The organism is Rothia sp. HMSC061C12 (assembly GCF_001815755.1).
Classification (GTDB): domain Bacteria; phylum Actinomycetota; class Actinomycetes; order Actinomycetales; family Micrococcaceae; genus Rothia; species Rothia mucilaginosa.
Genome location: NZ_KV821867.1, coordinates 230,372 through 255,891 on the forward strand (window position 1 = coordinate 230,372; position 25,520 = coordinate 255,891).

The 25,520-nt window shown below is 59.1% G+C and carries 22 protein-coding genes and 1 tRNA gene; 14 read left to right on the plus strand and 9 right to left on the minus strand.

Features of this window, described 5'->3' with window-relative positions:
* The first annotated feature begins 110 nt into the window (after positions 1–110).
* Positions 111–689: an Ltp family lipoprotein gene (locus HMPREF3055_RS05400; RefSeq protein WP_049347590.1), complete on the plus strand. Its 579-nt coding sequence runs from the start codon at positions 111–113 to the stop codon at positions 687–689.
* A gap of 81 nt (positions 690–770) precedes the next feature.
* Here the strand turns inward: HMPREF3055_RS05400 and HMPREF3055_RS05405 are convergent, their stop codons facing one another.
* The gene (locus HMPREF3055_RS05405; protein ID WP_049356986.1) at positions 771–1,271 is read right to left on the minus strand and encodes an HD domain-containing protein; all 501 of its coding nucleotides are present in this window, start codon (positions 1,269–1,271) and stop codon (positions 771–773) included.
* 541 nt (positions 1,272–1,812) lie between these two features.
* Between HMPREF3055_RS05405 and HMPREF3055_RS05410 the strand changes: the two genes are divergently transcribed.
* On the plus strand, positions 1,813–2,667 hold the full coding sequence (locus HMPREF3055_RS05410; protein WP_070634078.1) for a DUF4253 domain-containing protein: 855 nt from the start codon (positions 1,813–1,815) through the stop codon (positions 2,665–2,667).
* 79 nt (positions 2,668–2,746) lie between these two features.
* On the opposite strand, the gene HMPREF3055_RS05415 is transcribed toward HMPREF3055_RS05410, so the two are convergent.
* Genes HMPREF3055_RS05415 through HMPREF3055_RS05425 form a run of 3 tightly spaced genes read right to left on the minus strand, consistent with a single transcriptional unit; the run spans position 2,747 to position 5,008 of the window.
* A complete protein-coding gene (locus HMPREF3055_RS05415) occupies positions 2,747–3,421 on the minus strand; it encodes an energy-coupling factor transporter transmembrane component T family protein (protein WP_070634077.1) in 675 nt (224 codons plus the stop codon).
* A complete protein-coding gene (locus HMPREF3055_RS05420) occupies positions 3,411–4,334 on the minus strand; it encodes an energy-coupling factor ABC transporter ATP-binding protein (RefSeq protein WP_070738401.1) in 924 nt (307 codons plus the stop codon). The genes HMPREF3055_RS05415 and HMPREF3055_RS05420 overlap by 11 nt, the downstream gene beginning before the upstream one ends.
* 32 nt (positions 4,335–4,366) lie before the next feature.
* On the minus strand, positions 4,367–5,008 hold the full coding sequence (locus HMPREF3055_RS05425; RefSeq protein ID WP_070690263.1) for a biotin transporter BioY: 642 nt from the start codon (positions 5,006–5,008) through the stop codon (positions 4,367–4,369).
* A gap of 291 nt (positions 5,009–5,299) precedes the next feature.
* Between HMPREF3055_RS05425 and abc-f the strand changes: the two genes are divergently transcribed.
* On the plus strand, positions 5,300–6,898 hold the full coding sequence (gene abc-f, locus HMPREF3055_RS05430; RefSeq protein WP_070738403.1) for a ribosomal protection-like ABC-F family protein: 1,599 nt from the start codon (positions 5,300–5,302) through the stop codon (positions 6,896–6,898).
* Positions 6,899–7,669: 771 nt separating this feature from the next.
* Here the strand turns inward: abc-f and HMPREF3055_RS05435 are convergent.
* Together HMPREF3055_RS05435 and HMPREF3055_RS05440 are read right to left on the minus strand one after the other, a co-directional pair.
* A complete protein-coding gene (locus tag HMPREF3055_RS05435) occupies positions 7,670–8,398 on the minus strand; it encodes a metal-dependent hydrolase (protein ID WP_049354628.1) in 729 nt (242 codons plus the stop codon).
* 158 nt (positions 8,399–8,556) lie between these two features.
* Positions 8,557–8,784, minus strand: a complete 228-nt coding sequence (locus tag HMPREF3055_RS05440) for a hypothetical protein (RefSeq protein WP_005506080.1) — start codon at positions 8,782–8,784, stop codon at positions 8,557–8,559.
* A gap of 286 nt (positions 8,785–9,070) precedes the next feature.
* On the opposite strand from HMPREF3055_RS05440, the gene HMPREF3055_RS05445 reads away from it, so the two are divergent.
* The 6 genes from HMPREF3055_RS05445 (at position 9,071) to HMPREF3055_RS05470 (ending at position 14,488) form a co-directional block, all read left to right on the plus strand.
* Entirely contained in the window at positions 9,071–9,787 is a 717-nt protein-coding gene (locus tag HMPREF3055_RS05445; RefSeq protein WP_005509097.1) for a beta-ketoacyl-ACP reductase, read from the plus strand.
* A gap of 72 nt (positions 9,788–9,859) precedes the next feature.
* Complete coding sequence (locus tag HMPREF3055_RS05450; protein ID WP_060824810.1) at positions 9,860–10,603, plus strand: SDR family oxidoreductase; 744 nt, start codon at positions 9,860–9,862, stop codon at positions 10,601–10,603.
* A 191-nt stretch (positions 10,604–10,794) separates the two neighbouring features.
* Positions 10,795–11,583, plus strand: coding sequence for an ABC transporter ATP-binding protein (locus HMPREF3055_RS05455; protein ID WP_070690266.1), 789 nt, complete (start codon positions 10,795–10,797; stop codon positions 11,581–11,583).
* Positions 11,580–12,458, plus strand: coding sequence for a TrmH family RNA methyltransferase (locus HMPREF3055_RS05460; RefSeq protein ID WP_070738405.1), 879 nt, complete (start codon positions 11,580–11,582; stop codon positions 12,456–12,458). The genes HMPREF3055_RS05455 and HMPREF3055_RS05460 overlap by 4 nt, the downstream gene beginning before the upstream one ends.
* Before the next feature lie 252 nt (positions 12,459–12,710).
* Entirely contained in the window at positions 12,711–12,965 is a 255-nt protein-coding gene (locus HMPREF3055_RS05465; protein WP_005506069.1) for a type B 50S ribosomal protein L31, read from the plus strand.
* A 326-nt stretch (positions 12,966–13,291) separates the two neighbouring features.
* Positions 13,292–14,488, plus strand: a complete 1,197-nt coding sequence (locus HMPREF3055_RS05470) for an LCP family protein (RefSeq protein ID WP_070738407.1) — start codon at positions 13,292–13,294, stop codon at positions 14,486–14,488.
* A gap of 179 nt (positions 14,489–14,667) precedes the next feature.
* Here HMPREF3055_RS05470 and HMPREF3055_RS05475 read toward each other — a convergent pair whose 3' ends face one another.
* Together HMPREF3055_RS05475 and pepN are read right to left on the minus strand one after the other, a co-directional pair.
* Positions 14,668–15,924 (minus strand): HIRAN domain-containing protein, encoded by a 1,257-nt coding sequence (locus HMPREF3055_RS05475; protein WP_049341251.1) that lies wholly within the window; start codon positions 15,922–15,924, stop codon positions 14,668–14,670.
* Between the two features lie 388 nt (positions 15,925–16,312).
* Complete coding sequence (gene pepN, locus HMPREF3055_RS05480; RefSeq protein WP_070738409.1) at positions 16,313–18,985, minus strand: aminopeptidase N; 2,673 nt, start codon at positions 18,983–18,985, stop codon at positions 16,313–16,315.
* A gap of 222 nt (positions 18,986–19,207) precedes the next feature.
* Between pepN and HMPREF3055_RS05485 the strand changes: the two genes are divergently transcribed.
* A tRNA-Leu gene (locus HMPREF3055_RS05485) sits at positions 19,208–19,293 on the plus strand.
* 201 nt (positions 19,294–19,494) lie between these two features.
* On the opposite strand, the gene HMPREF3055_RS05490 is transcribed toward HMPREF3055_RS05485, so the two are convergent.
* Entirely contained in the window at positions 19,495–20,580 is a 1,086-nt protein-coding gene (locus tag HMPREF3055_RS05490; RefSeq protein ID WP_070688249.1) for a 2,3-butanediol dehydrogenase, read from the minus strand.
* 339 nt (positions 20,581–20,919) lie between these two features.
* Between HMPREF3055_RS05490 and HMPREF3055_RS05495 the strand changes: the two genes are divergently transcribed.
* The 4 genes from HMPREF3055_RS05495 to recO all read left to right on the plus strand — a co-directional run bounded on the left by HMPREF3055_RS05495 (position 20,920) and on the right by recO (position 25,457).
* Positions 20,920–22,509 carry an amidohydrolase gene (locus HMPREF3055_RS05495; RefSeq protein WP_070738411.1) on the plus strand — a complete coding sequence of 530 codons (1,590 nt, stop codon included), beginning with the start codon at positions 20,920–20,922 and terminating at the stop codon, positions 22,507–22,509.
* A 277-nt stretch (positions 22,510–22,786) separates the two neighbouring features.
* The gene (locus HMPREF3055_RS05500) at positions 22,787–23,746 is read left to right on the plus strand and encodes an L-lactate dehydrogenase (RefSeq protein WP_070738413.1); all 960 of its coding nucleotides are present in this window, start codon (positions 22,787–22,789) and stop codon (positions 23,744–23,746) included.
* A gap of 361 nt (positions 23,747–24,107) precedes the next feature.
* Positions 24,108–24,386: a hypothetical protein gene (locus HMPREF3055_RS05505; protein ID WP_070643281.1), complete on the plus strand. Its 279-nt coding sequence runs from the start codon at positions 24,108–24,110 to the stop codon at positions 24,384–24,386.
* Positions 24,387–24,599: 213 nt separating this feature from the next.
* The gene (gene recO, locus HMPREF3055_RS05510) at positions 24,600–25,457 is read left to right on the plus strand and encodes a DNA repair protein RecO (protein ID WP_070738415.1); all 858 of its coding nucleotides are present in this window, start codon (positions 24,600–24,602) and stop codon (positions 25,455–25,457) included.
* Positions 25,458–25,520 lie beyond the last annotated feature (63 nt).

Below are 25,520 nucleotides of genomic sequence, written 5' to 3' on the forward strand. Positions count from 1 at the left end.
CTTTGACAATGGGGGGGGGGGGGGTCAAGTATATTTCCTTGTGAATCATACACTCACATCATATTTAGGCTCCTTATGCAATGGTTGCTTGAGGATGCCGAAAGGAAATCATGGCACAAAAGATTATTGCCGCGGACGGTTCTGTCTACGTTAAGAAGAAGCCTTTCTACCTCCGTTGGTGGTTTATCACTCTCGTTATTCTTGTTCTTCTTGGCGGTTGCGCTTCGATGATGGGCGGCGGCTCCAGCAAGTCTACGAGTGCGAGCGCTTCTTCATCTTCTGCAGCTGCTGATTCTTCTGCTGCTACTACTGAGGCTTCTCAGAAAACTGGTACTGAATCCTCTCCCGTAGCTGGGGCGGAATCCAACGCAAAGCAGAATGATAACAGCGTTCCCACTGAATATAAGTCTGCTTTGAAGAAGGCGGAGTCTTATTCTCGCACCATGCACATGTCCAAGCAGCGTATCTACGACCAGCTCACCAGTGAATTCGAAAAGTTCACTCCTGAAGCTGCTCAGTATGCTGTGGACAATATGAAGGCTGACTGGAACGCAAATGCCCTGGAGAGCGCAAAGAGCTACCAGAAGACGATGAACATGTCTCCTGAAGCAATCCGTTCTCAGCTGACTTCTTCCGTTGAAGGTTTCACCGAGGAAGAAGCTGATTACGCAGTCTCTCACCTGAGCTAATTCAATAGATGATTCATAGAAGCCGCCCGGCATGGAACACAATCCATACCGGGCGGCTTCTATTTTCGGTTAGCGCTGAACCTAGTCGTTCAGGTGCAGCAGCTTCAGCGAGTGCTCATACTTGATCATGAGGCAGGTACGAGTCGGTTCCTCCAGAAGTGCCAAACGCTGCGGGTCAGTATTATCCGCAATATCGGCAAGCTTCACCAGACGAGCCAAATCATTCACACGCACCCGGCTCAGATACGACTCACGCGACTCACCCGGGCGGCGGGTCAAGGCCTCAATCGCATCCACAATACGCGCCGAGAAGTGACGAGCCAGATATGCGAGGGAAACGCCGGTATCCTCCACCGTGTCATGCAGCAGCGCCACGATCTGCGCTTCAGCCTTCAGCTCCTCCAAAGAAATATCAGGGTGAGTCGCGGCAGCCAACTCACACGCAAGCTTACGTACCCCAAGAGCCACACGGCGAGGGTGGGAGATGTAGGGCCAGCCGTTACGGTCAGTCTGCCCCTCATGCGCCTTATCAGCGATGCTGTCTGCCAGGCGAACCATCTCTTTGTAGTAGTTATTCGACATGAGAACCTCCGTTGGTTTGAACTCCTGCGAGTTGATGGTCTCAGCGACGTTTTCCGCACCAACGCGGCACGGGTGGTAGCTGGTACCAACACTCTACGCCAGCTGTGGGGCTGCGGTGGCGGAACTCGCCCGAAACACCCTTAATACGTCAAATATGACGCGCCGAAGAAGAAAATAGGGTGCTTTATGTCTGCAAATCATAAACTTGGTGCCTGTTCTACCAGAGTTCTGCAGCGGATACCGACCCGCAGGAGGCGCCCCGCACCACCGCGAAAGTGTCTGCCGCACCCTTTGGCGCCGCCCGGTGTAACTCGCCCAAAATCTCATATGGTGGCAAAAAAATTTCTAACTTTTTCTGGCGAAAACAGGTGCTCAAACCGCCCAACACAAAGGCAGTTTAAGCGTGTTTAGCACACACCGATACACACTCATCAAACGAAAAAATTACACGCCCTCCGTGCCCTGCTAAAACATCCAAAAACCCGGATTTTTGTGCGAAAATACGCGATAAACTGGGGGCAACCAAACATCGGAGAACACCATGGCAGAGCTCTACGAGCGCTTCGTCGCTTTGTATCCCTACCCACACGAGCGAATCCGCCACGGCGCCCCACGAGCCGAACTTAACCGGCGATACCTCGAACACCTCTACGAGGGCAAGAACCGGGGAACAACCCCCATCGTGGTTGCCCTCGACCCGACCCTGCTCGGAACCATTGAGAATAACGTCTCCCTACGTACCTCAACCCCAGTACAGGACATCACCGCCGACACCGTCAAGCGGTACGCACACGAGCTCATCACCGACCAGCATCGTTACCTGGATCAAGTCGGTGTAGAAGTCGCCGCGCACGAGGCGTTCCGGCACCTGAACGAGAGCACCTACCTGCAGACCTACCGCCGCCTCATGGAGAACGGCGAACTCGGCGAAGACGATATTGGCACGCCCCTGAAAGCGGAGTACCCCTTCGAACTGACCGCCGGCATCATCAATGAGAAGGTTAAGGCCACCGACATTGACAGCGCCGCGGAACTGCTCATCATGGACCTGCCGCTGCGGAACGCATCCGGGGTGTTCGCCTACCTGCCCTTTGGCGGGTGGGATTCCAGTCCCAGCCCCGAGGCGATGCTGTCCATTGCCCGCTACTGGTTTGAACGCGACGACGCCTACCCGGCTGTTATCGCCTCAGACTTTATCGAGTTCTACACGCCGGTGCCGGTCACAACCCGCCGCGACGCCGAAATCCTGGCGGTCGAGCACACGATGGTTTCCTCGGCGATGCCGGTGCGTGTCTACCGCGGCTTCGACAAGCTCGTGGAGGCGCTCTACGGTCAGCACGACTGGTACCTGTGGTGGGAGCAGCTCCCGGCGGTGCTCCTCATTGAAACGCCCTAAACCAGCCTAGCTAGGCGAGTTAAAGCGAAGGGGCGGGATGAACCTACACGGTTCACCCCGCCCCTCTCGCGTATCTGCGCTAGTTCAGCTCGTCCACGTGCCGCGCCCGCAAAGCACGAGCGGTCGCCGTCGCGTAATCAACCGCCTGCACCACCCACGGAATCAGCAGCCGCCAATACATGCGCTTGGGCAGGTTACGCGCCACCGCCGCCCTGCGCAACGCACCCCAACGGTCCATGAGCGCCGGAATTGACCGGATCATCAACGCAATCAGCAGACCCAGACGCTCTGGGGAAAGACCAACGAAACGTAGCGGCGAACACAGCCTCACAAAGCCGTCAATCAGAACCGGCAGGGGAGTGCTCACCAGCAGAGCGCGGGACGCATAAAAAGCCGTCAGCATAGTCGCGATAGCATCCGCGCCGGAGGCGTACTGACCCGTAAACACGTAATAGCCGACCATAATCAGTAGCAGCAGAGACAGCGTGCGAACCACCAGCCACAGCTGGGAGGCAGGCACACCAGCCCACAACGCGCAGAACGTGGAGGCAACCAAAGCCACCAGCGCCACCTGCCAGCTGGTCACCGCCAACAGCAGAAACAACCCAAAGAAGAGCGTGCCCTTGAACCACAGCGGCGCCCGATGCACCGGCGTGTTCAACGGCTGGTAGAAACCCACCAGCAGAGTACCGGGGATGAAATCCGAGCCCTGGCCGGCGGGGCGAGGATTCACGCGCGGCGTGTTAGCGCCCATGCGCGCCTCCTGCAGTGTCCGTGCTGTCGCCTGCATCTTCGATATCGGCGCCTTCATTCGGGAACCCCTCGGCACACCACGTGCGGTACTGCTGAACCAGCTGCGCCGCATCCCCCTGGGCGAGCAAACGACCGTCATGAATAATCACGGCTTCATCGCAGGACGCCGCCAAATCCAGGTCGTGCGTGCTGAGCACCAGCATCTGATCCAGCGACTCCAAATGCTTGAGTAGCCGCGCGCGATTACGCAAATCCAGCAGGGTGGTCGGCTCATCGAGCAGAAGAATCTGCGGGCGCGCCGCCAGCACGCTGGTGAGAGCGACCAGCTGCTTTTCGCCTCCTGAGAGGGTGAAAACGCTCTGGTTCTCCAGGTGCTCGAGGCCGCGTTCGCGGAGCAGTTCACGAATCCGTTCGCGGCGCTGCTCACCGCTGAGGGTGCTACCTTCAACGGCTGCGGCACGGCGCAGGCTCAGGTCAATATCTTCGGCAACGGTGGGCATAATCAGCTGCGCCTCCGGCTGGGCAAAGAGCATGCCCACACCCTCAAAAGCGCCCTGCGAATTACCGCGAGCGCCATGGGAATTACCGCGAGTGCTCTGCGAGCCACGGCTCGGTGCCTCCAGGGTGTCGACGCCGTTCACGCGCACAATACCTTCATCCGGGTGGGTGAGCCCGTTAAAAAGCCCTAGCAGGGTCGACTTGCCGCTACCGTTCAGGCCCAGCACCGCGGTGCGCTTCGCCGTGAACCGCAGGCTTACATCCTTGAGGATACGGCGATGCCCGCCTTCGGGCAGCTCGGTGAAAACACTCACCGATTCAAGCTCAAGGGCGGGCATGCTGGTAGAGGCGCTCACCGCCTGCTCGCCCTGCACCTGCTGCGGTGCAGGCTGGCGCGTGGAGCGGCGAAAAAACATAGCTATCCTCTCGTGTGGCACATCGTGTGCCTTTAACGCTGGGCAGAAGCCAGGGACGGGAAGGCGCGGCGTACCGACAGACCAACCAGAACCGCGATCGTGGACTTCACCAGATCCCAGGGAACGAATACCATTGCCGCGCTGAACGCGGCGTCAAAAGTCATGTGGGCGTTCACCATCATACCGGCGATACCGCAGGCGGTCAGAACCACAAAACCGCAGAAGTTCGCGACCAGAGCCATGAGGAAGGTCGCACCAACCGAACGGGTGTTGCGGGTGAACAGGTAGGCGAGGGTACCGGCAATAGCGGCGAAGGGCAGGAAGCCGAGCAGGTAGCCGGCACTCGGGGAGGCGAGCGTACCCAAACCGGCGCCGCCCTTAGCGAAGATGGGCAGGCCAGCGAAACCAACCAGCAGGTACAGCGCTACGGAGGCGGTGGCACGCTTGCCGCCGAGCACCTGTGCGGTGATGTAAATGCCGAGGGTCTGGAAGGTGAAGGGAACCGCAACGCCGCCCAAGCTGACGGCGGGCATGATGGCGAGCGCGGCGATGAAGCCCGCGAACACTGCGATGAGGGAGAGATCGGTGGCAAGGGAGGTCTTTGCCGCTACGTTACGGCGCGGTGCCTGGGTTGCCTGCGGTGCCTGGGCTGATTCGCGCACGGAATCGGTCATTGGGGTGGTACTCCTTTGATACGTATTGCTCTGTAGATTTTTCTACAGAGTTGAGGGTGGCGGTGGTTGACTGCTTGTCACAACCCAGTTTTGAACAATGTTCTATGAATGGTGTTCGGTATGTATAGTACACCGCACACCACAAAAACAAAAGGTGCCCCACATGCGCACTCGGCACACCTGCACTAAAATTGATGAGGTGCTCTGCGCGCTCGCCGCTTCTAACCCGGCGAATCCCGCCTACCGAGCACTATCAACCCACACACCAGACCGCCATCCGGAAAGGCACCCATGATTGCTGTACAGAACCTCGAATTGCGTGCAGGCGCGCGCCTGCTCATGGAAGAGGTCACCTTCCGCATTGATAAGGGTGACAAGATTGGTCTCGTGGGCCGTAACGGTGCCGGCAAGACCACTATGACTAAGGTGCTTGCCGGTCTGACCCTGCCCGCTGACGGTACGGTGACCCGCAGCGGCACTATCGGTTACCTTCCGCAGGACCCGAAGGTGGACGACATGAGCCAGCTGGCGCGTGACCGTATCCTTTCGGCGCGTGGCCTGGACGGCGTGGCGCGCAAGATGCGTCAGGCGCAGGACGATATGGCGAGTGAGGACCCGGCGGTGCGCGCTAAGGGTATGCGCCGCTACGACCGTCTTGAGGCTGAGTTTATTGCCGGTGGCGGCTACGCGGCTGAGTCGGAGGCGGCGGTCATCACCTCCAACCTGGACCTGCCCGAGCGTGTGCTCGCCCAGCCGCTGTCTACTCTGTCGGGTGGTCAGCGTCGCCGCGTGGAGCTGGCGCGTATTCTCTTCTCCAATGCGGACACCATGCTGCTGGATGAGCCGACCAACCACCTGGACGCCGACTCGATTCTGTGGCTGCGTGACTTCTTGAAGAACTTCTCGGGCGGCCTGATGGTCATTAGCCACGATGTTGACCTGATGGAGCTGGTCGTCAACCGCGTCTTCTACCTGGACGCGAACCGCTGCGTGATTGACCAGTACAACATGGGCTGGAAGAATTACCTGACTCAGCGTGAGCAGGATGAGCACCGCCGCAAGCGTGAGCGTGCGAATGCGCAGAAGAAGGCGAATGCTCTGATGGAGCAGGCGAATAAGATGCGCGCGAAGGCGACGAAGGCTGTTGCTGCTCAGCAGATGATTAAGCGTGCTGAGAAGCTTCTGCGCGGTCTGGAGGATGAGCGTCAGAGCGATAAGGTTGCGGCGATTCGCTTCCCGGATCCGGCGCCGTGCGGTAAGACTCCGCTCTCTGCCCAGGGCCTGTCGAAGTCCTATGGCTCTCTGGAGATTTTCACGGACGTTGATTTGGCGATTGACCGCGGTTCGCGCGTGGTGGTGCTGGGCCTGAACGGTGCCGGTAAGACCACTCTGCTGCGCATGCTGGCTGGTTCCACCGAGCCTGATACTGGTGAGGTTGTGTACGGTCACGGCGCGAAGCTGGGCTATTTTGCGCAGGAACACGAAATTCTTGATGGTGACCGCACTGTCTTTGAGAACATGAAGTCTGCCGCGCCGGATCTGGACGACACCCGCGTGCGCACGATTCTGGGTTCGTTCCTGTTCTCCGGTGATGACGTGGATAAGCCTGCCGGTGTGCTTTCCGGCGGCGAGAAGACCCGTCTGTCCCTGGCGACCCTGGTGGCATCGAGCGCGAACGTGCTGCTGCTCGATGAGCCGACCAACAACCTGGACCCCGCCTCGCGTGAGGAGATTCTGAACGCGTTGAAGGCGTACCAGGGCGCTATCGTGATGGTTTCTCACGATGAGGGTGCCGTGGAGGCGCTGGATCCTGAGCGTGTGCTGCTTCTGCCGGATGCGGTGGAGGATTTGTGGTCGAAGGATTACCAGGATCTGATTTCGCTGGCGTAAGCAATATTCGCTGAACATCAAAGCATGGGGAGGCTCCGGTGCCGTGTGGCGCCGGGGCCTCTTTGCATGTATTGCGCGTTGTTTTATTGTTCGGGGCGTATTGTTTGTGGCGTATTGTCCAGGGCGTATTTTTGTGTTCTGAAAATGTGTTGCGGAGATATTGCCGGTATTTTTTCTCGTGAATAGTGCGGAAAAATGTGACCTGACCCGTGGGGTTGTATTGTTTTCTGAGCGTGTGTGCTGTTATTGCGTTCCTGTGCATGGGAACTGTGGGTTCTGACACACGAAACTTGCGGCGTATTTGACGGGAAATAATGTTGTCTTGTGGGTTTTTCTGAGGTAAAGAAAAGCTCTCAGGCGATATTTCAGGGGGTCTGTGTGGGATTTTCGAATTTTTCATGTGTCTCTACATACATTGTGGGAAAAATGGTAGAAACACAACATGCGTGGGGCGTAGACTTATAACTGTTCCCGCCATTGCGAGGACGCAAATGCGAAACATTAGGGCTCACTACCGATGGTGAGCTAACGCGGGGGAGAAGAGATTCCCGCCCGCTCACGAAGGAGAACTGCCAATGCACAACACTGAGTTCGAGAAGTACCCCACCTCCGGTGAAGAGAACGTTGAGGTTGACGTCTTCTGGCCCATCCAGGACGCTTAATCTCTCACCCCGATAGGTCGGGATAAGGATTAGAAAAGCGCCCCGTCGCTTCCGTAGGGAAGTGACGGGGCGCTTCGCTGTCCTCAGTAGAATTTAGTTATGCGGCACGTTATGCGGCGTGAATACCCAGTCCGAACATTTGCAGAGGGTATTCGGTAAAGCCCATCATGGCTGCCGCATACCAGGCGACGTACCCGGTCAGTGCTAGAACAAGTGCCTTCTCGCGTACGCTGCCAGCATCACCCAGGATCGGCAGTGCCATGTAGCCGCTCTTTTTCCATAGGGGGGATGCCACCAGGGGTTTGATAACAATGGGGTAGAGGGGCAGCAGTCCGCGGGTTGTCAGCAGGTCGCCAATCAGGTGAATGGTCGCGCCGACCGAAATAGCCCAGGGGAGCAGCGCCAGTGAATCAGTCGTGTAGGCGGCGTACCCGAGGGCGACGGCACCAATCCATCCACCCGGTGCGCCGAGCACGCGCAATGCCAGACCGCCCGAGAATGCGGCAAGAAGCAGTGAGGCCCAGGGGATTCCGTTGTAGCTCAGGTTGGCGCTGAAATAGGCAATTGCCCAGAAAGCTACCAGGCCCAAAATGGAGTGCGTTCCCTTGCGGTGCCCGCCGCTGACCGCCCCGACAATGCGTGCTACCCAGCGTGAAATGGGCGGGATGGAGTTGGCGATACTGCCGTTGTGGTGGTCAATATCCGGTAGCATACCCGCACCGGCACACGCCAGGGTGGTCACGATGAGGGTGGGGGTGTCTGGAACCTGCACCACTCCCGTCTCGACGAGCACTAGCCAGCCAGCTGCGGCGCTGACAGTATGCGAATAGCCCATCATGGGGAGGTGCCTCCTTGAGGTACGGGGTTGGGGTGCCTGAACTTTATTAGAACAAATATAGCATATATCGAAATTACTTTCGATAGGCTGGGTTATCCCTCAAGCGGCACCACCTCAAGCGGCGTCACCTCTCAAGCGGCGTCACCTCTCAAGTGGCACTACCCCTCAAAGGGCAGAGTCTGCTTCCAGAACTCGCGCTCGCGCAGGTAGTTCTCCAGCCAGCCCACGTGCTCGGAGCACGCCAACCAAATCTTGCGGCGCTCGGGGGTGTGCACCTTCGGGTTGTTCCAGAGCAGCTGAAATTCCGCCGCCTGCTGGCAGCCCTTGCGGGAGCACTTGGCGTACTCGGGTTGTGCATCCTGAGAAAGTGAACCGAGCAGATCCATGTCTTCTTATCCTTACTATTGCGCCTCGACGTGCGGTGTTATTCCGTGCCCGCGCGACCGGGCAGAAAAGGGGTGCGGGCTGTTCCGCTTCAGCTAGTGTACGCGCCCGATGAGGCTTGTAAAAGAAGGGGAGCAGGTGTTCAGTGTTCAAGAGTGGAGTGTAGCCTGCGGCACCTTTGCGCTAAAACGCGGTAAAATAGGGTTTGTCTGTCCATCCGTCCACACCCCAACCGCGTAGCCGCTGCATCGGCTCTGATCGTGAGGGGTCGACTCATCAAGGAAGCTCATGAGCGAGAACACTCCCAAGACCGTGCTGGTCACCGGCGGCAACCGAGGCATCGGCTACGAAATTGCCAAGGAATTCCAGGCAGCGGGACACAACGTCTGCATCACCTACCGTAGCGGTGAAGCCCCCGAAGAATTTTTCGCCGTCAAGGCAGATGTACGCGATGCCGACAGCATTAACGAAGCATTCAAGGAAATTGAAGCAGAGTTCGGCCCCGTGGAGGTGCTGGTCGCCAACGCAGGTATCACCCGCGACATGCTGCTGATGCGCATGAAGGAATCCGACTTCACCGACGTGGTCGACACCAACCTCACCGGTTCTTTCCGCGTGGTTCAGCGCGCCATCAAGGGCATGCTGAAGCTCAAGCGCGGCCGCATCATCCTGGTTTCCTCCGTGGTGGGTCTGTACGGTTCCCCCGGCCAGGTCAACTACTCCGCGTCCAAGGCTGCACTGGTCGGTATGGCGCGCTCCATCACCCGTGAGCTGGGCGGCCGTAACATCACCGCTAACGTGGTGGCACCGGGCTTCATTAACACCGCAATGACCGAGGTTCTGCCCGAAGAGACCAAGAAGAACTACCTGGCGTCCATCCCTGCTGGTCGTTTCGCGGAGGCGGAAGAGGTCGCTCGCGTGATTCGCTGGCTCGCATCCGATGAGGCTAGCTACATTTCTGGCGCTGTCATCCCCGTTGATGGCGGCCTGGGCATGGGTCACTAACCCCACCCCGTACGGACTGCACGAAGCGCCCGAGCGTGGGCGCACCCTTTCTAGACTTAAGGACATAAAACTATGGCACAGCTGACCGGCAAGACCATCATCATTACCGGCTCCTCCCGCGGCGTTGGCGCAGACACCGCACAGATTCTCGCTGCTGAGGGCGCGAACATTGTGGTGAACTACCGTTCCAAGGCACCGCGCGCAAACAAGATTGTCAAGGCTATTGAAGAGGCTGGCGGCAAGGCAATCGCAGTGCAGGCTGACGTGACCAACAGCGAGGACCTGCAGAACCTCGTCAACACCGCGGTGGAGACCTTCGGTTCCCTGGACTACCTGATTCTGAACGCTTCGGGCGGCATGGAAACCGGCATGGGCGAAGACTACGCAATGCGCCTGAACCGTGACGCACAGCTGAACCTGGCACGCCTGGCTGCAGAGAAGATGCCCGAAGGCGCACGCATCGTGTTCGTGACCAGCCACCAGGCGCACTTCATCCGCGAGGTTGAGACCATGGACGAGTACAAGCCCGTCGCAGAGTCCAAGCGCGCCGGTGAAGACGCACTGATCGCCGAGATCCCCGCACTCTCCGAGAAGGGTATCTCCCTGGTCGTGGTCTCCGCTGACATGATTGAAGGCACCGTTACCGCAACCCTGCTGAACCGCCTGCACCCCGGCGCTATTGAGCAGCGCCGCGAAACCGCCGGCAAGCTCTACACCGTCAACGAGTTCGCGCAGGAAATCGCGAAGATGGTCACCGCAGACGTTGAGACCGGCCACGTTGAGCTGGTCGGTGGCGCACGCGGCTTCATCGACTAATACTCTGTTGCTTTAGGTGCCGTTACGGATGCGCTCACGCCTTCCGTGGCGGCACCTGTAGCCCCTTATTCTTTGCGCGAGGAACCCAATGTGGGGTACCCGCGCACTATGCGCTCACTGCACCGGCAACCAGGCTAGGTTGCGAGGTAGGGGGGCGCATCCCATCCATCTAACTCACTGGAAGAAGAACCATGAGCACCGTACTCAACCTTCAGAATGTCTCCGTGATTCGCGGCGGCCGCAAGATTCTCAACGACGTTTCCTGGACTGTGAACGAAGGTGAACGCTGGGTTGTTCTGGGCCCCAACGGCGCCGGTAAGTCCACTCTGCTTTCGATTGCGGCAGCTCGCCTGCACCCGACCAGCGGCGAGGTTGAAATCCTTGACGAGACCCTCGGCGCTGTTGACGTGTTCGACCTGCGCCCGCGCATTGGTCTGTCCTCCGGTGCTTCGGCAACCCAGATTCCCGCCAACGAGAAGGTTTCCGACGTTGTCGTGACCGCAGCGTACGCTGTGTCCGGTCGTTGGAAGGAAGAATACGACGTCATGGACGACGAGCGTGCCACCGAACTGCTGGCTGAATGGGGTGTCGACACCCTCGCTGACCGCACCTTCGGATCCCTCTCCGATGGCGAACGCAAGCGTGCGCTGATTGCCCGTGCCCTCATGACCGACCCGGAAATGCTGCTGCTGGACGAGCCCGGCGCAGGTATGGACATCTCCGGCCGTGAGGACCTGGTCGAGCGTCTGACCGCACTTGCCGCTGACCCCTACGCACCGGCTACCGTGCTCATCACCCACCACCTCGAGGAAATCCCGGCGGGCTTCACCCACGCCCTGCTGATCCGTGACGGCGGCGTGGTTGCTGCCGGCCCGATCCTGTCCACCATTACCGAGGCGAACCTCGCAGCAACCTACGACATGGACCTAGCTCTGACCGTCACCTCTGCGGGTCGTTACTCCGCGTTCAAGCGCGCATGAGCCGTGCCCCGAAGCAGCTGAGCGCCGAACAGATCGCTGAGCGTGCCGAGCGTGTCTACGCCATCGAGTCGGTCACGGCTCTGGCGCAGGCACCCGAGCAGGCTTTGCGCTACTACACGCAGCTGACCGATGTGAAGCTCCGTAGCGCCATGGAGCCGCAGTGGGGTATTTACATTGCGGAGTCCTCGAAGGTGATTCGTCGTGCGCTCGCTGCCGGTCATCAGCCCGTTTCTTTCCTGATGAGTGAGAAGTGGGCTGATGATTTGGTGGATGTTCTGCGCGCCCATCCTGACACTCCCGCGTATGTGGGCAGTGAGGAGCAGCTGGAGCAGGTGACCGGTTTTCATCTGCATCGTGGCGCGTTGGCGGCGATGGCTCGTCCGGAGCCGCAGCCTCTGGAACAGTTGCTGCAGGGTGCCTCTCGCGTGGCGATTTTGGAAGATATTGTGGACCACACGAATGTGGGCGCTATTTTCCGTTCGGCTGCCGCGCTGAACGTGGATGCTGTGCTGGTGACTCCGCGGTGCGCTGATCCGCTGTATCGCCGCTCGATTCGCGTGTCGATGGGTACTGTTTTTCAGGTGCCGTGGGCTCGCCTGGAGTCGTGGCCTGCTGATCTGCAGACCCTGCACGAGCTGGGCTTTAAGAGCGCGGCGTTGGCTTTGGAGGAGGACTCGCTGACCCTGGAGGAGCTGTCTGCCCGCCGGGATGAGAAGCTGGCGCTGATTCTGGGCACGGAGGGGCACGGCCTGTCGCCCCGCACCTTGGCGGCGTGTGACGATACGGTGATGATTCCGATGTCGCACGGTGTGGATTCTTTGAATGTTGCGGCGGCGAGCGCCGTGGCGTTCTGGGAGACCCGCCCGCGTTCATAACCCGAGGTCTAACCTGGTCCCTAACCCGCGTAAGTGCCTTCTTTGGGTGCCCTTGCGGCGTGTCGGTTGGTGCCTGTGAGGGAACGTACTGGGATTTAATCCGTGAAGGTGGTACCCTTAATGGGTTGTGCGCGCCCTATGCGGGCACAATGGTGATGCGCTCTGAGATTTTCTCGATAGCTGCACATCGAAAAACCTACTCCATCTATATAAGGGCTACTGGCAAAATCCAGTAGCAGAAGAAGGTAATCAATGAAGGCAGAAATCCACCCGGACTACAACCTGGTTCTGTTCCGCGACCTCGCATCCGGCAAGGTCTTCCTGACCCGTTCCACCATGACCTCGGACAAGACCGAGAAGTGGGAAGACGGCAACGAGTACCCGATCGTCGAGGTTGAAATCTCGTCCGAGTCGCACCCGTTCTACACCGGTAAGCAGCGCATCATGGACTCCGCAGGTCGCGTCGAGCGCTTCAACGCACGCTTCGGCAACTTCGGCAAGAAGTAAATCTTCTTTCCCACTTTTGCTTTTTAGCGAAATCAATGCCCCGTTCTCCTTGGTTTTCAGGGAGGCGGGGCATTGCGCGTTTTATGGTGAGAGCTGCAATATTCGCCCAAACGTGAGGAAAGTTGTAATGTAAAACCTTTCGTTCGCCGGTGCGTAGACCGGCTGACGGCGTTACAATGAGTAAGTATTTTGCGAGCTGTGCATTTTCTGTGCCCTCCAGCGCCGCCCCGTATCGGGCGGGTATTTTCCGGCTCTCTGCATTCTAGAGACTTCGCTGGATGCGTTGCGCGCCTCGCGTATCACCACCTCAAACAAAGGACAACTTAATGAGCGACGCTCACTCTGAACCGTCGCAGAAGAAGAAATGGGTCAAGCGTATTCTGCTGATCCTGCTGATTCTTCTGCTGGTTATTACCCTCGGTATTGGTTTCTTTATTTGGCGTGCTGGCCACACCTGGGATAGCAAGACCGAGAAGTTTGACTCCATCACTAAGGTGGATGAAGACCTCAGCAAAATTAAGGAGCAGCTTGGCGAGGCTAAGAAGCTCAACGTGACGGAGCTGAAGGCTCCGACCGTCACCAACTCGGATACCGGCAAGAACGGCACCAACGCTAGCGGTGAGAACGGCTCCGATGCCGCTGCGGCTCTTGCAGCTAACGCGAGCGAGCACGATAAGGACGGCGACGGCATCCTGGACAATGGATACAATTACGGCGTCATTAAGGGACCCGGTAAGAACATCCTGCTGCTCGGTAGCGATACTCGTTCCGGTTCTGAAGCAGCTCAGGTGAGCGGCTCCCGTGCAGATAGCATCATGCTTGCTCACATCCCTGCTGATGGTAAGGGCGTGTACCTGGTCTCGATTATGCGTGATACCTGGGTGAACATCCCCGGCTACGGCGCGGCAAAGATTAATGCCGCACTGAACTACGGCGGTATTTCTCTGCAGGTGGCAACCGTTGAGAACCTGCTGGGTATCAAGATCGATCACGTGGCTGAGATTGAGTTCGAAGGCTTCAAGGCTCTGGTGAACTCGGTCGGTGGTGTGGATGTTCAGGTCCCCTTCAACTTCGACATCAACATTTGGTCCTTCAAGCAGGGTATGCAGCATATGGACGGCGGTGCGGCACTTGCCTTCGTGCGTGCGCGTTACCAGTTTGCTGATGGTGACTACCAGCGTGTTCGTAACCAGCGTGCGTTCCTGCGCGGTTTGTACAGCACGATGAAGTCTAAGGGTGCACTGGATAATGTGGGCTCTTTCCAGTCTGCTGTTGAGTCTATTGCTGGATATATGCGTGTGGACTCCGGCCTGAACGCTGCTCAGATTGCTCAGATTGCGGCTCCGGTGCTGACCAGCGGTGACACCACGATGCGCATGACCACCCTGCCGAACGCAGGCCCCGGCTGGTCCTACGACGGTCAGTCGATTGTTATCGTGAACCAGGCTGCGAACGCTAACCTGTCCTATGCTTTGCAGCATGACAGCATGGATCAGTTCATGGCTACTTACGGCCAGGATTAAAATCTGACTCCTCGCGGGGGTGAAAGCTTGTATGAGCTTTCACCCCCGCAGCGTTTAACCGTTTCGGGTTAACTGTTCCAGGTTAATCCGTTTCTGGAGAAACCGGGTACGTGAAAGGGCGGCTACCTCACCGTGATGGTGGGTAGCCGCCCTTTGTGCGTATGTTCTGAGGGGAGAGCTTATGCCTTCGATTCAGGCTTTTCCTCTTCTTCGGTAGTCTCTTCGTCCTCGTACTCGTCGTCGTAGGCTTCGTAGTCATCGTAGTAGGGCTGACGGCCGAAGTAGAATGCCACAGCCGCAACAGCGCCACCCAGGATAGCGATGAGGATGCCGAGCATCGGGGTCCACAGCATCGAGATCAGACCGGCGACCAGAACGGCGAGGCCTGCACCCTTGACCAGGTTCAGCAGGCGTTCACGCTCGTTCGGCTCGTAGTATTCCTCTTCTTCCAGGCTGTACTCGATGATCGACTTCTCGGTGGCGGGCTCATGATGGGTTGGCTCAGAGGCAACGGAACCGCCGGTCAGGGAGCTAATGAAACCGCGGCGCCTCTTCGGCGCCTGCTGTGCGGAGGATTCCAGGTAGTGGCGTTCGCCTTCGGTGGGTACGAACGCGGCGGGCACATCGTACTCTTCACCAACGGGCAGCAGAGCCGGAACGTTATTGGGTAGAGTCTCGTACCATTCCTGCGGAATATCGGCGGGGCGCGCAGCCTGAACGGTCAGGGACAGCTCGAGGGTGTTACCGCGAATAGTGCCCCACGCGCTGGTGAGGCGGTCGTTCTCAAAAGCGTAACGGATGACAGGTGTCAGCTGCTCAGACATCTGGGTGCTCAGGCGGCCCACAAGCTTGCGGTCGTGGCGCACCTCAACACTGTCAACGAAACGGCCGTCGGAGGTCTTGAGCTGGTTCGCTTCCAGGGTCAGGATCACGCGGCCTTCACCGCTGGGCGGCAGGATGCTGTGCAGGTATTCGGAGTGTTCCTTCTCGTCGAGCACCTTCATCGACGGGCCCTGGGGCAGCAGGGTCGCGCGGGTCGGTGCGTCGTTGAGGGGGAAGAGAGAGCCGGGTGCGGACAGGGAGAGCACACCGGTGCTCTTCACGTGCATACCGCCGCCTTCAGCACGCACGGCAACGGCGGAAAGCTGCAGGTGCGCGATGGGCTCGTAGCCGGAGGCGACCACGCGGGTAATGGAATCCCAGTACGCGGCGGAGTCTGCCGCGCTCATGCGGCCTACCTTGAATTCGTCAATGTAGACGGCAATGCTATTGGGCTCGTAGGGGTTATCCGGTTCGGGAACGAGGCGCGCTTCACCGTACCAGATACGTTCACGGTCGATGTGCAGTTCCTCAAAGATTTGGAGGGTTTCTGCTTCGTAGTAATCATCGGTGACGATGTTAACGCTACCGCGGTCACCGAGTGCGTAATCGACCACTGAAAACTCCTTCTGATATGTCTAAGCGAGCGGATACCTAGTCTATTCTCTCATGCTTTCAGGGTGGACAGCTCACAAAAACGGGTGACATTTATCTGTCTTTTAGCACCGGGTGCATATAGTTTTGTGCCCTGGTGAAACTGCCCCGGTAATAAGTGCCCTTGTCAGTATGTGAACCACTGTATGAGGGAAATATTTGGACGGCATACCGCCGCTATGAATTCTATAGATGAGCCAGAAAAAGACCACCGCCCGGCACGTCCTGGTACGTTACCGGGAGCGTGCCGAACGGCAGTCTCTCAAAGAGGCTAGAGAACCTAGCGGGGGAGAGCGGAACCTAGCCTAGATACCGGCTCACACCCCGCCACAAGCCCTCAAACCATGCAACTTAGTCCTGCAGGGAGGCGTTGAACTTCTGAGCCACAATCGAACGGTGGCCGTGATCCTGAGCCTCCAGAACCAGACGACGCAGAGCCGAAGGAGCCTCGGGGTTCGCCTCCAGCCAACGCTGAGCCAACGCAACGGAGGGGTTACCCTCAACACCCAGACCCTCAGTGGAGCCGGTGTTGTACGGAGCCTTCGGGTACAGGCCACGCACAATGCGGGTCGCCATACCAATCGAACGGGACGCCCAAATGGGCAGCAGAGCCTCAAAGTAGGAGTCGTAGTAGGACTCACGCAGCTCAACCGGACCGCGAGCAAAACCGTTAATGGTCGAAGCCAGAGCGTCGTTCGATAGCGACTCGTCTTCCATGATGGTCTTGTACGCGGCAGCCTTACGCTCAGCAGAGGGCAGGGCAGCAATCGCGTACGCGTAACCATTCGAAGAAATCGAGGAGGGGCTGTACTTCGCCGCACGGTCCAGATCCTCAACGGTGACCAGGTCGCGACTTGCGAGCGCACCCAGTGCACTCCAACCCAGGTTCTGGTCGTAAGGAATGCCGGTTGCGTCAGCAATATCGCCGGTGGTGTCTTCGAAAGCACCGCGGGCAATATCGCGGCAGAGCTCTTCACCCTTGGTCGCGTTGGTGGAGACCGAAATCAGGGCGCGCAGCAGAATCAGCTGCTCGTCGGAGCCGGGCTTAGCCTGCGCCAGTGCGGCTGCGAATGCGTCGTAGAGAGCGTCGTAGAGGCGCTCGCGGCCGGTGGGTGCGGAGAAGGTTGCGATAGCGACCTGTGCGTTGTTGACCATGGTGCCCAGCAGGGATGCGCTCGGTTCCTTGGAGACGTTGCGTACGACTGCGTCGACGTAGGTGGTGACAGGCAGGCGTGCATCGCGCACGTTCTCCCAGAGGGAGCCCCAGATGAGGCCGCGGGAGAGTGCGGATTCGAGGGTGGAGACACCTTCGATAGCTGCCTGCAGGCCGTCTTCGTCGGTCAGGGCGACCTTGGCGTAGGTGTGGTCTTCTGCGTTGAGCATGAGCAGGTCAGCTTCGCCAACGAGCTTCTTCTGCTCCTCGGTGAGCTCCACGCGGTGCTCGGAGACGGGCTCTGCCGGGTACTCGAGGGAGAGCAGGCCGGTGGAGGTGAGCTTGCCGTCGGTCAGCGCGAAGGTTTCCAGCTTTGCCACGTGAGGGCGGCCCAGACCTGCGGGCTGCTGTGCGGGCAGTTCCTGGGTGAGGATCAGGTCGGTGAGCTGGCCGTCTTTGCCGTAGACGCGCTTGGTGCCCAGTGCGGACACGCCGGAGGTCTGCAGCCATGCGTTAGCCCATGCCTGCATGTCGCGGCCGGACACCTCGTTGAGTACCTGCAGGAAGTCGTTCAGGGAGGTGTTGCCCCACTCGAAGCGCTTGAAGTACACGCGTGCTGCCTCGATGAAGGTGTCGAAGCCGACGTAGGCAACCAGCTGCTTGAGCACGGATGCGCCCTTTGCGTAGGTGATGCCGTCGAAGTTCTGCGATGCTGCTTCCAGGTGGGGGATGTCAGCGACGATGGGGTGGGTGGTGGGCAGCTGGTCCTGCATGTATGCCCATGCCTTGCGGTTGTTCGCGAAGGTGACCCATGCGTCGTTGAAGTTGTTGGCTTCCTTAGCGCCGAGGGTGCCCATGAAATCTGCGAAGGATTCCTTGAGCCACAGGTCGTCCCACCACTTCATGGTGACGAGGTCGCCGAACCACATGTGTGCCATTTCGTGGCAGATGGTGTTGGTGCGGCCTTCGAGGTCGTCCTCGGTTGCGCCGGAGACGAAGATGTAGTCTTCGGTGAAGGTGACCAGGCCGGGGTTCTCCATTGCGCCGATGTTGTATTCGGGCACGAATGCCTGCTCGTACTTGGGGTACGGGTAGGGGTAGTCGAAGAGGTCCTGGAAGAAGTCCAGGCCGTTTTCGGTGACCTTGAAGATGTGGTCGTAGTCGAAGTGCGGCTTGAGGGACTGGCGGCAGTATACGACCAGGGGAATGTCACCGCTGTTGACCTTGCTCTTGGGCTTGTAGGTGGTGGTTGCAGTGAAGTATTCGCCGGCAACGATTGCGGTGATGTAGGTGGAGATCTTTGCGGTGGGGGAGAAGACTCGCTTGGTGATGGAGTCGTCGGTGGGGTCTACGACCTGGCTTTCGAGTACGCCGTTGGAGCTGACGACCCAGTCCTTGGGTGCGGTGATGCGGAAGTTGAAGACTGCCTTCAGGTCGGGCTGCTCGAAGTTCGGGAAGACTCGGCGGCAGTCGGAGGGTTCGTACTGGGTGTACAGGTAGACGCGACCGTCGGAGGGGTCGAAGTAGCGGTGCATACCTTCGCCGGAGCGGGAGTAGTAGGAGCGACCGTGGATGGTGAGCACGTTTTCTGCCTGCAGGTTGGGCAGGGTGATGCGTGCGCCGTTGACGACATCAGCCAAGGTCAGTTCGGTGCCGTTGAGCTTAACGGAGTCGACGCTGTGGTGGATGTAGTCGATGAAGGTTTCTGCACCGGGGGTGTTGCAGGAGAATCGGACGGTGGTGACGGTGGGGTAGGACTCGAATTCGGGGTCCTTGGCGTTAGTCAGGTCGACATGCACGTCGTAGGTGTCGACACTGATGAGAGCCGAACGTTCTGCGGCTTCTTCGCGGGAGAGGTTCTCATTATTCATGCTCTTTATTCTAGTCGTTATGACCGAAAATATGGCAGTTGAGTGGGCGTGCCGGTCATATTACTCAAGGTGCGAGAAGATCGCCGGGGGTGTTGGGAACCAACCAACCTCTAATATGTGATGCAGAACATACTCTTTCGATTTGCGGAGTGCTCAGAAAGCCCGTATAGTATTACGTGTTGCTTCGAACGGCACCGAAAGGAAAACGTTCGAAAGTCACCTGCGCGGGTGGCGGAATAGGCAGACGCGCTAGCTTGAGGTGCTAGTCCTCGTATTAGAGGGTGGGGGTTCAAGTCCCCCCTCGCGCACAGATAATCCCCGGTTCTTTGGAACCGGGGATTTTTGTATGCCCGGTAGAGTATGCCCGGTAAAAAGTACACAAAAAAGTAGTGGGGTGAGGCTCCTTGATAGGAGCCTCACCCCACACTAGCTACGCTAAGGAAGCTAGAAGAACAGCTGCATCAGCTGAAACTGAACGAATCAGTATCATGCAGTCTCACTCGAAGAGATTACTCAGCCAGACGCTCCGGGTCGGTGGTGACCAGAATCTTCACAGCGGTCTCGTTGTGGTGGATCAGGGTGTCGAAGCCCTTGTCAATCAGGTCTTCCACAGCGATCTTGCCGGTGATGAAGGGCTTGAGGTCAATCTTGCCGGACTCAACGAGCTTGATGGTCTCCGGGTGGGAGTTCACGTATGCGATGGTGCCGCGGATATCGAGCTCCTTGAGCACAACCTTCTGAACATCCAGGGAAGCGGGCTTACCCCAAATGGAGACGATAACGAGCTTGCCGGTGGGCTTGAGAGCATCCAGAATCAGGTCCAGTGCGGGCTGAACGGAGGTGCACTCGAACGCGATGTCAGCGCCACGGCCGTCGGTCAGCTTGTGAATCTCAGCCAGAACGTCAACCTCAGCGGGGGAGAAAGCGTAGTCAGCAACGCCGGAGTCCAGAGCCTTCTGGCGGCGCAGCGGGGACAGCTCGGAGATAATAACCTTAGCGCCCTTAGCCTTCAGAACTGCGGAGGTCAGCAGGCCGATGGGGCCAGCACCGGTCACCAGTGCGAATGCGCCCTCTTCGAACTCGCCTGCACGCTCAACAGCGTGGTAGCCAACGCTCAGGGGCTCAATCAGTGCAGCCTCGTCCAGGGGAATGGTGTTGGGGATCTTGTGAACCCAGCGGCGCTTGACAGCAACCTTCTCGGACAGACCGCCACCGCGACCTGCCAGGCCGATGAAGTTCATGTCCTTGGACAGGTGGTAGTCCTTGGAGTCGGGGCCGGTGTAGACGTCATCACGAATGATGTAGGGCTCGACGACAACGTGGTCGCCAACCTCAAGGTCGTCTACGCCTTCGCCTAGTGCCTCAACAACACCGGAGAATTCGTGACCGAGGGTGACGGGGGAGTCCTCACCAGAAATGGGGTGGGGATGACCGTGCTGGGGGCAGAAGATGGGGCCGTCCAGGTATTCGTGCAGGTCGGTACCGCAAATACCGCACCATGCGACCTTGACCAGAACCTCGCCCGCAGCGGCTTCGGGTGCGGGGATGTCTTCAATGCGGATGTCGTTACGGTCGTAGAAGCGTGCTGCCTTCATGGGATGGAGCTCCTTAGCGTGGTTGTGGCGCTCGCAGCGGTGTGTGCTTGCCGGTACGGTTCGCATCCATGGGTCTGTCACAGTGTTGACAGAGGCCCAAACGACATGGTTTGGACCGGTTGTGAACTGTCCTGCCGGCATTCGCATCGCTAGCGCCGGATGGTGATGGGTGCGGCTGGATTGTCGCTCCCATGTGCTTAACGCTACTCCACTGAATCAAAGATTCCTAGGATATATACAAATTTTCTTTTATGTGACACAAATTTCTTTTTGGACGTTTTCGACTCCATCACGCCCGAGCATCTAGCGCCCGGCGAGCGCAGACGGTAGCGTAGAAGCATGACTGACGCGAACGCACAGGGCACCGCCGCCCACACCCAGCCCACTTCTGACAGCTCCGGTCGAACGGCACCGAACCGACCCGCCGCAATAACCCGCCACTACGACGCGCCCGACGCTGATTGCGTGCGCGGTAGCGAGTACTCCGAAATCCTCGCCCTCGAAACCGAGCAGCGTAAGCATGCCGCTGAGCACCGCCGCAAGCGCGGGCACGCGCACCCCGAGCAGGAACATGCCGACCACGGTCAGCCCGAGCAGAAACGTAGCCACGGCGAGCGCCATGGTCACGGAAAGGGTCACGGTCACCGCCTCGACGAAGACAGCGGGCTGGCGCATATTCGCCGCGACCTCGCCGAATCCGTCGCCACCCGCGCAGACTCTTTGACCGCAATTCTCAAGGCGATTCACGCGCATCCTGAGACTGCCTACGAGGAGTATTTCGCCTCCCGCACGCTCGTTGATGCGGTCCGCGAAGCCTGCCCGAACCTCAGTAACCCGAACCTCAGTATCGAGTACCCCGCCTTCGGTCTGGATACCGCGTTCAAGGTGGAGCTCACCAGCGCCGACTACGACCCCGCCACACACCGCACCATTGCGATTCTTTCCGAATACGACGCGCTGCCGGGCATCGGTCACGGCTGCGGCCACAACGTCATCGCAGTATCCGGGCTGGGCGCTTTCCTTGCCCTGGCAGATGCGCTCGCTACCGGCCCCGAGGCGTTCAGCGGCAGGGTCCTTTATTACGGCACGCCCGCCGAAGAGTCCGATGCCGGTAAGGAGCTGATGGCGCGCGCCGGCGCGTTCGAGCAGGTGGACGCCGCCATTATGGTGCACCCCTACTTTATCGATGTGGCTGATCAGGCGTGGTTGGGTCGCCGTGAATGTCGCGTGACCTACACGGGCGTGAGTGCGCACGCTTCCTCGCACCCGTTTATGGGTCGTAACGCCCTGGATGCGGCGAACCTGGCGTATCAGGGGTTGGGTTTGTTGCGTCAGCAGATTCCCGGTTCTGACCGTATCCACGCGATTATCGACCACGGCGGGGACGCCCCGAACCTGATTCCTGCCTCCGCGAGCCTGCACATTAATATCCGTTCCAAGCACGCGCCGACTCTGCGTGCGCTCTCGCGACGGGTTGAGGAGGTGCTGCGCGGTGCGGCGCTCATGGCTGGTGTGAGTGCGGAGGTGACTTGGGATTCTTCGCCGATGACCATGCCGGTGCGCACGAACCGCCCGCTGCTCAAGCGTTGGGTTTCGGCTCAGCGTTCGGTGGGCCGTCACCCGTACCCGCCCGGTACGGTGAGCGACACGCTGGCGGCTTCGACTGATTTCGGTAATGTGAGCCTGCGTGTGCCCGGTATTCACCCGCTCATTCAGATTGCGCCTGAGGGTACCGGTATGCACACGGTGGAGTTCGCGCACTGTGCGGATACTCCGGCGGCGGTTGATGCTGCCCTGGACGCGGCGTTCGGGTTGGCTTCTGTGGCTTTGGACTTCCTGGTTGATGACGAGTTAGCTCAGGCGGTCCGTGCTGATTTTGAGGCTTCCGGAGGCGCTGTAGATGTGGAAGGCTACTTTAGCGACATGTGAGCTTGGTCAAAAGGTCAGAACGTCATTATTTGGTTTTATGAGTGAAAAACACCCCGAAGAGCCCATAAAGTCACCATGACCCATCGCGAAAAACAAAATAATCCAACACAAAACGCAGAATCTGCGGCATAATAGAAAGTAACGAAGCGAGCCCACCGGGGGAGAACGCCCACCCTAAGGAAATTCACCCCCGAGGCACACACCCGCTTCCTAATAAACCCCGCGAGAATCCTCTCGCACCACACGGATAACTCTCACGAAAAGAGGGCATACAGCAATGAACGGTGTCAACAACCCCACCAAGCTCGGCGTCATCGGTGCAGGCGGCGTCGGTAGCGCAACCGCATACGCAGCTATGGTCCGCGGCTCCGCAGATGAAATCGTCCTGTACGACATCGACGGCAAGCGCGCACACGCTGAAGCACTGGACATCGCACACGGCGCAATGTTCGCACACGAAGCAACCGTAACCGGTGGCGACGACATCGAACTGCTGCGCGACTGCGACATGGTCATCATCACCGCTGGTGCTCGCCAGAAGCCCGGCCAGCCCCGCCTCGAACTGGCAGGCGCAAACGTCGCAATCCTCGAGAAGCTGCTGCCGAACATCCTGTCCGTAGCACCCAACGCGATTATCATGCTCGTCACCAACCCCTGTGACGTTCTCACCATCGTGGCTCAGAAGATTACCGGCCTGCCCGCAAACCGCGTGCTGTCCTCCGGTACCGTTCTGGACTCCTCCCGCCTGCGTTGGCTGATTGCTAACAAGGCTGGCGTCTCCATCAAGAGCGTTCACGCAAACGTTGTTGGCGAGCACGGCGACTCCGAGTTCCCCGTCTGGTCTGCAGCAAACATCGGTATGGTTCCCCTGACCGAGTGGGAGCAGGACGGTAAGCCCGTCTTCACCGACGAGGTCCGTGCAGAGCTGGCAAACGAAGCTATGCGCGCAGCATACAAGGTTATCGAGGGCAAGGGTTCCACCAACTACGCAATCGGTATCTCCGGTGCACGTATCGCTGAGGCATTCCTCGGCGGCCAGAACGCAGTGCTGCCCGTCTCCACCACCATTGCAGGCGAGCTGTACGGCTTCAAGGACGTTGCACTGTCCCTGCCCACCATCGTGAACCGTGAGGGCATCCAGCGCGTGCTCGAGGTTCCCATGAACGAGGCTGAGCTGGCACAGCTGAAGGCATCCGCTGAGGCAATCCGCGCATCCGCAGCTTCCCTGGGCTTCTAAAAACCCGGCTTCTAATTCTCTCGGGTTCATGACCCGTAAGAAGCAAACATTCAGTAGGCGCAGCGTCAAGCTGAGCTAACCGACAGAAGAACCCGCCGCACCCGGCACCTGCTCTCTTGAGGAGTGGGGGAGCTGGGGACGGCGGGTTCACTGTGTCTGTAAGGTCTTTTATGCGGGGCTTGATGCGCCGCGTGCTGCTTCGCGTGACCAACCTGGCTTTACCGCTTTGGCTTTGGTGCTCTCTTCGCGGCGCCGAATTTACCTGCCGATTGACCTGCCGCGCCCGTTCATAGTTCCGCGTTTAAACCGCCGTATGACCGCCCGGCGCACACCATAGGCGCGTAGGTAGTAGAATAATGGCATGAGCATTGATCCTCGCACCGAACTCACCCGCCTCCTTGACGCGCTGGAGGCGCACCTGACCGCCGTCGTAAACCGAACCGGCGAGCACGACCCCGCCGTCGATGAGGCGTACGTAGAAATCGCCAACGCCTTCGAAGCCTACGAAGATGCCCTTTTCGAGGCTCACAACGAGGTCACCCCCTTGAGCGTCTACGGTGACGAAGACGAGGACGACCTAGACGAACTGGTCGACGACGAAGAAGATGAAGACGACGACGATATTGAGTACGAGGACTAAGTAGCGCCTCGCCCATACGTTACGGACCGACCCCTGACCGGTACCCCCTATGCGGGGTAACGAGGCAGGGGTCGAACCGTACCCACAACACCCGTGCAGCGCCTACCAAGCGCCCGCTCCTCAGCGCCTACTGAGTGCAACGTCTACTGAGAAGCCCACCGAAAACCTGCCTGCCTGATACCCACCGAGCATGCACCGAGAACGGAGACACCCGTGAGCGAACCCCGCACCTGGCGCGACGCCGCCCTCATCCTCCGCACCCAAAAACTCGGCGAAACCGACCGTATCATCATCATGCTCACCCGCGACGGCGGAATCACCCACGCCGTCGCCAAAGCCGTACGCAAACCCACCTCCAAATTCGGTGGACGACTCGAACCGTTCATGCACACCGACCTGTCCTTCAGCCGTGGCAGAACCAACCTGCACACCATCGCCCAGGCGGCAACCCTGCACGCCTACACCGCACCCATTATGGCGAACTACGATGCGTACACGTGCGCCTCCACCATCGCCGAACTGGCAGAAGCACTCACCAAAGACACCGACAGCACCGCCGATATTTACACCCTGACCCACGGGGCGCTTGCCGCGCTCGCGCACGGGCAGCACGTGCCGCAGAGGATTCTGACCCGCTACCTAGCGCGCAGTATGAACGCCGCTGGCTGGCCGCTCATCGGGGAAAACTGCACCCGATGCGGCAACCCGCTGGTCAGCGCCGATAGCCAGGGTGCAGACAATGCTGGTGTAGTCAATAGCATCCCCGTCGCTACAAGCGGAAGCGGCAGGTACATTGCCTTCCACACCGCCCACACCTACGGGCACCACACGGTCCTCTGTCCCCAATGCGCACCCGCCACCGACACACCCCTGACCGGCCTGCGTGCCGAAGAGCTCGGCTATGCGCTCGCTACCGCATCGGCGGATCCGCGCGCCTGGGCGACTATTGACGCAGCACCGGTGCCGGTCGCCTCCAAAATTCTGGGTCTCTACCTGAAGACCACCCAGAACCTGCTCGAACACCCCCTGAAAACGGCGAGCGCCCTCGAAGCAGAAATTCCTGCATCGTAAAAGATGCACGCCGATGCGTCAAACATGCGCCAACCAGGACGCAAAATAACCCCCGAAGCACCC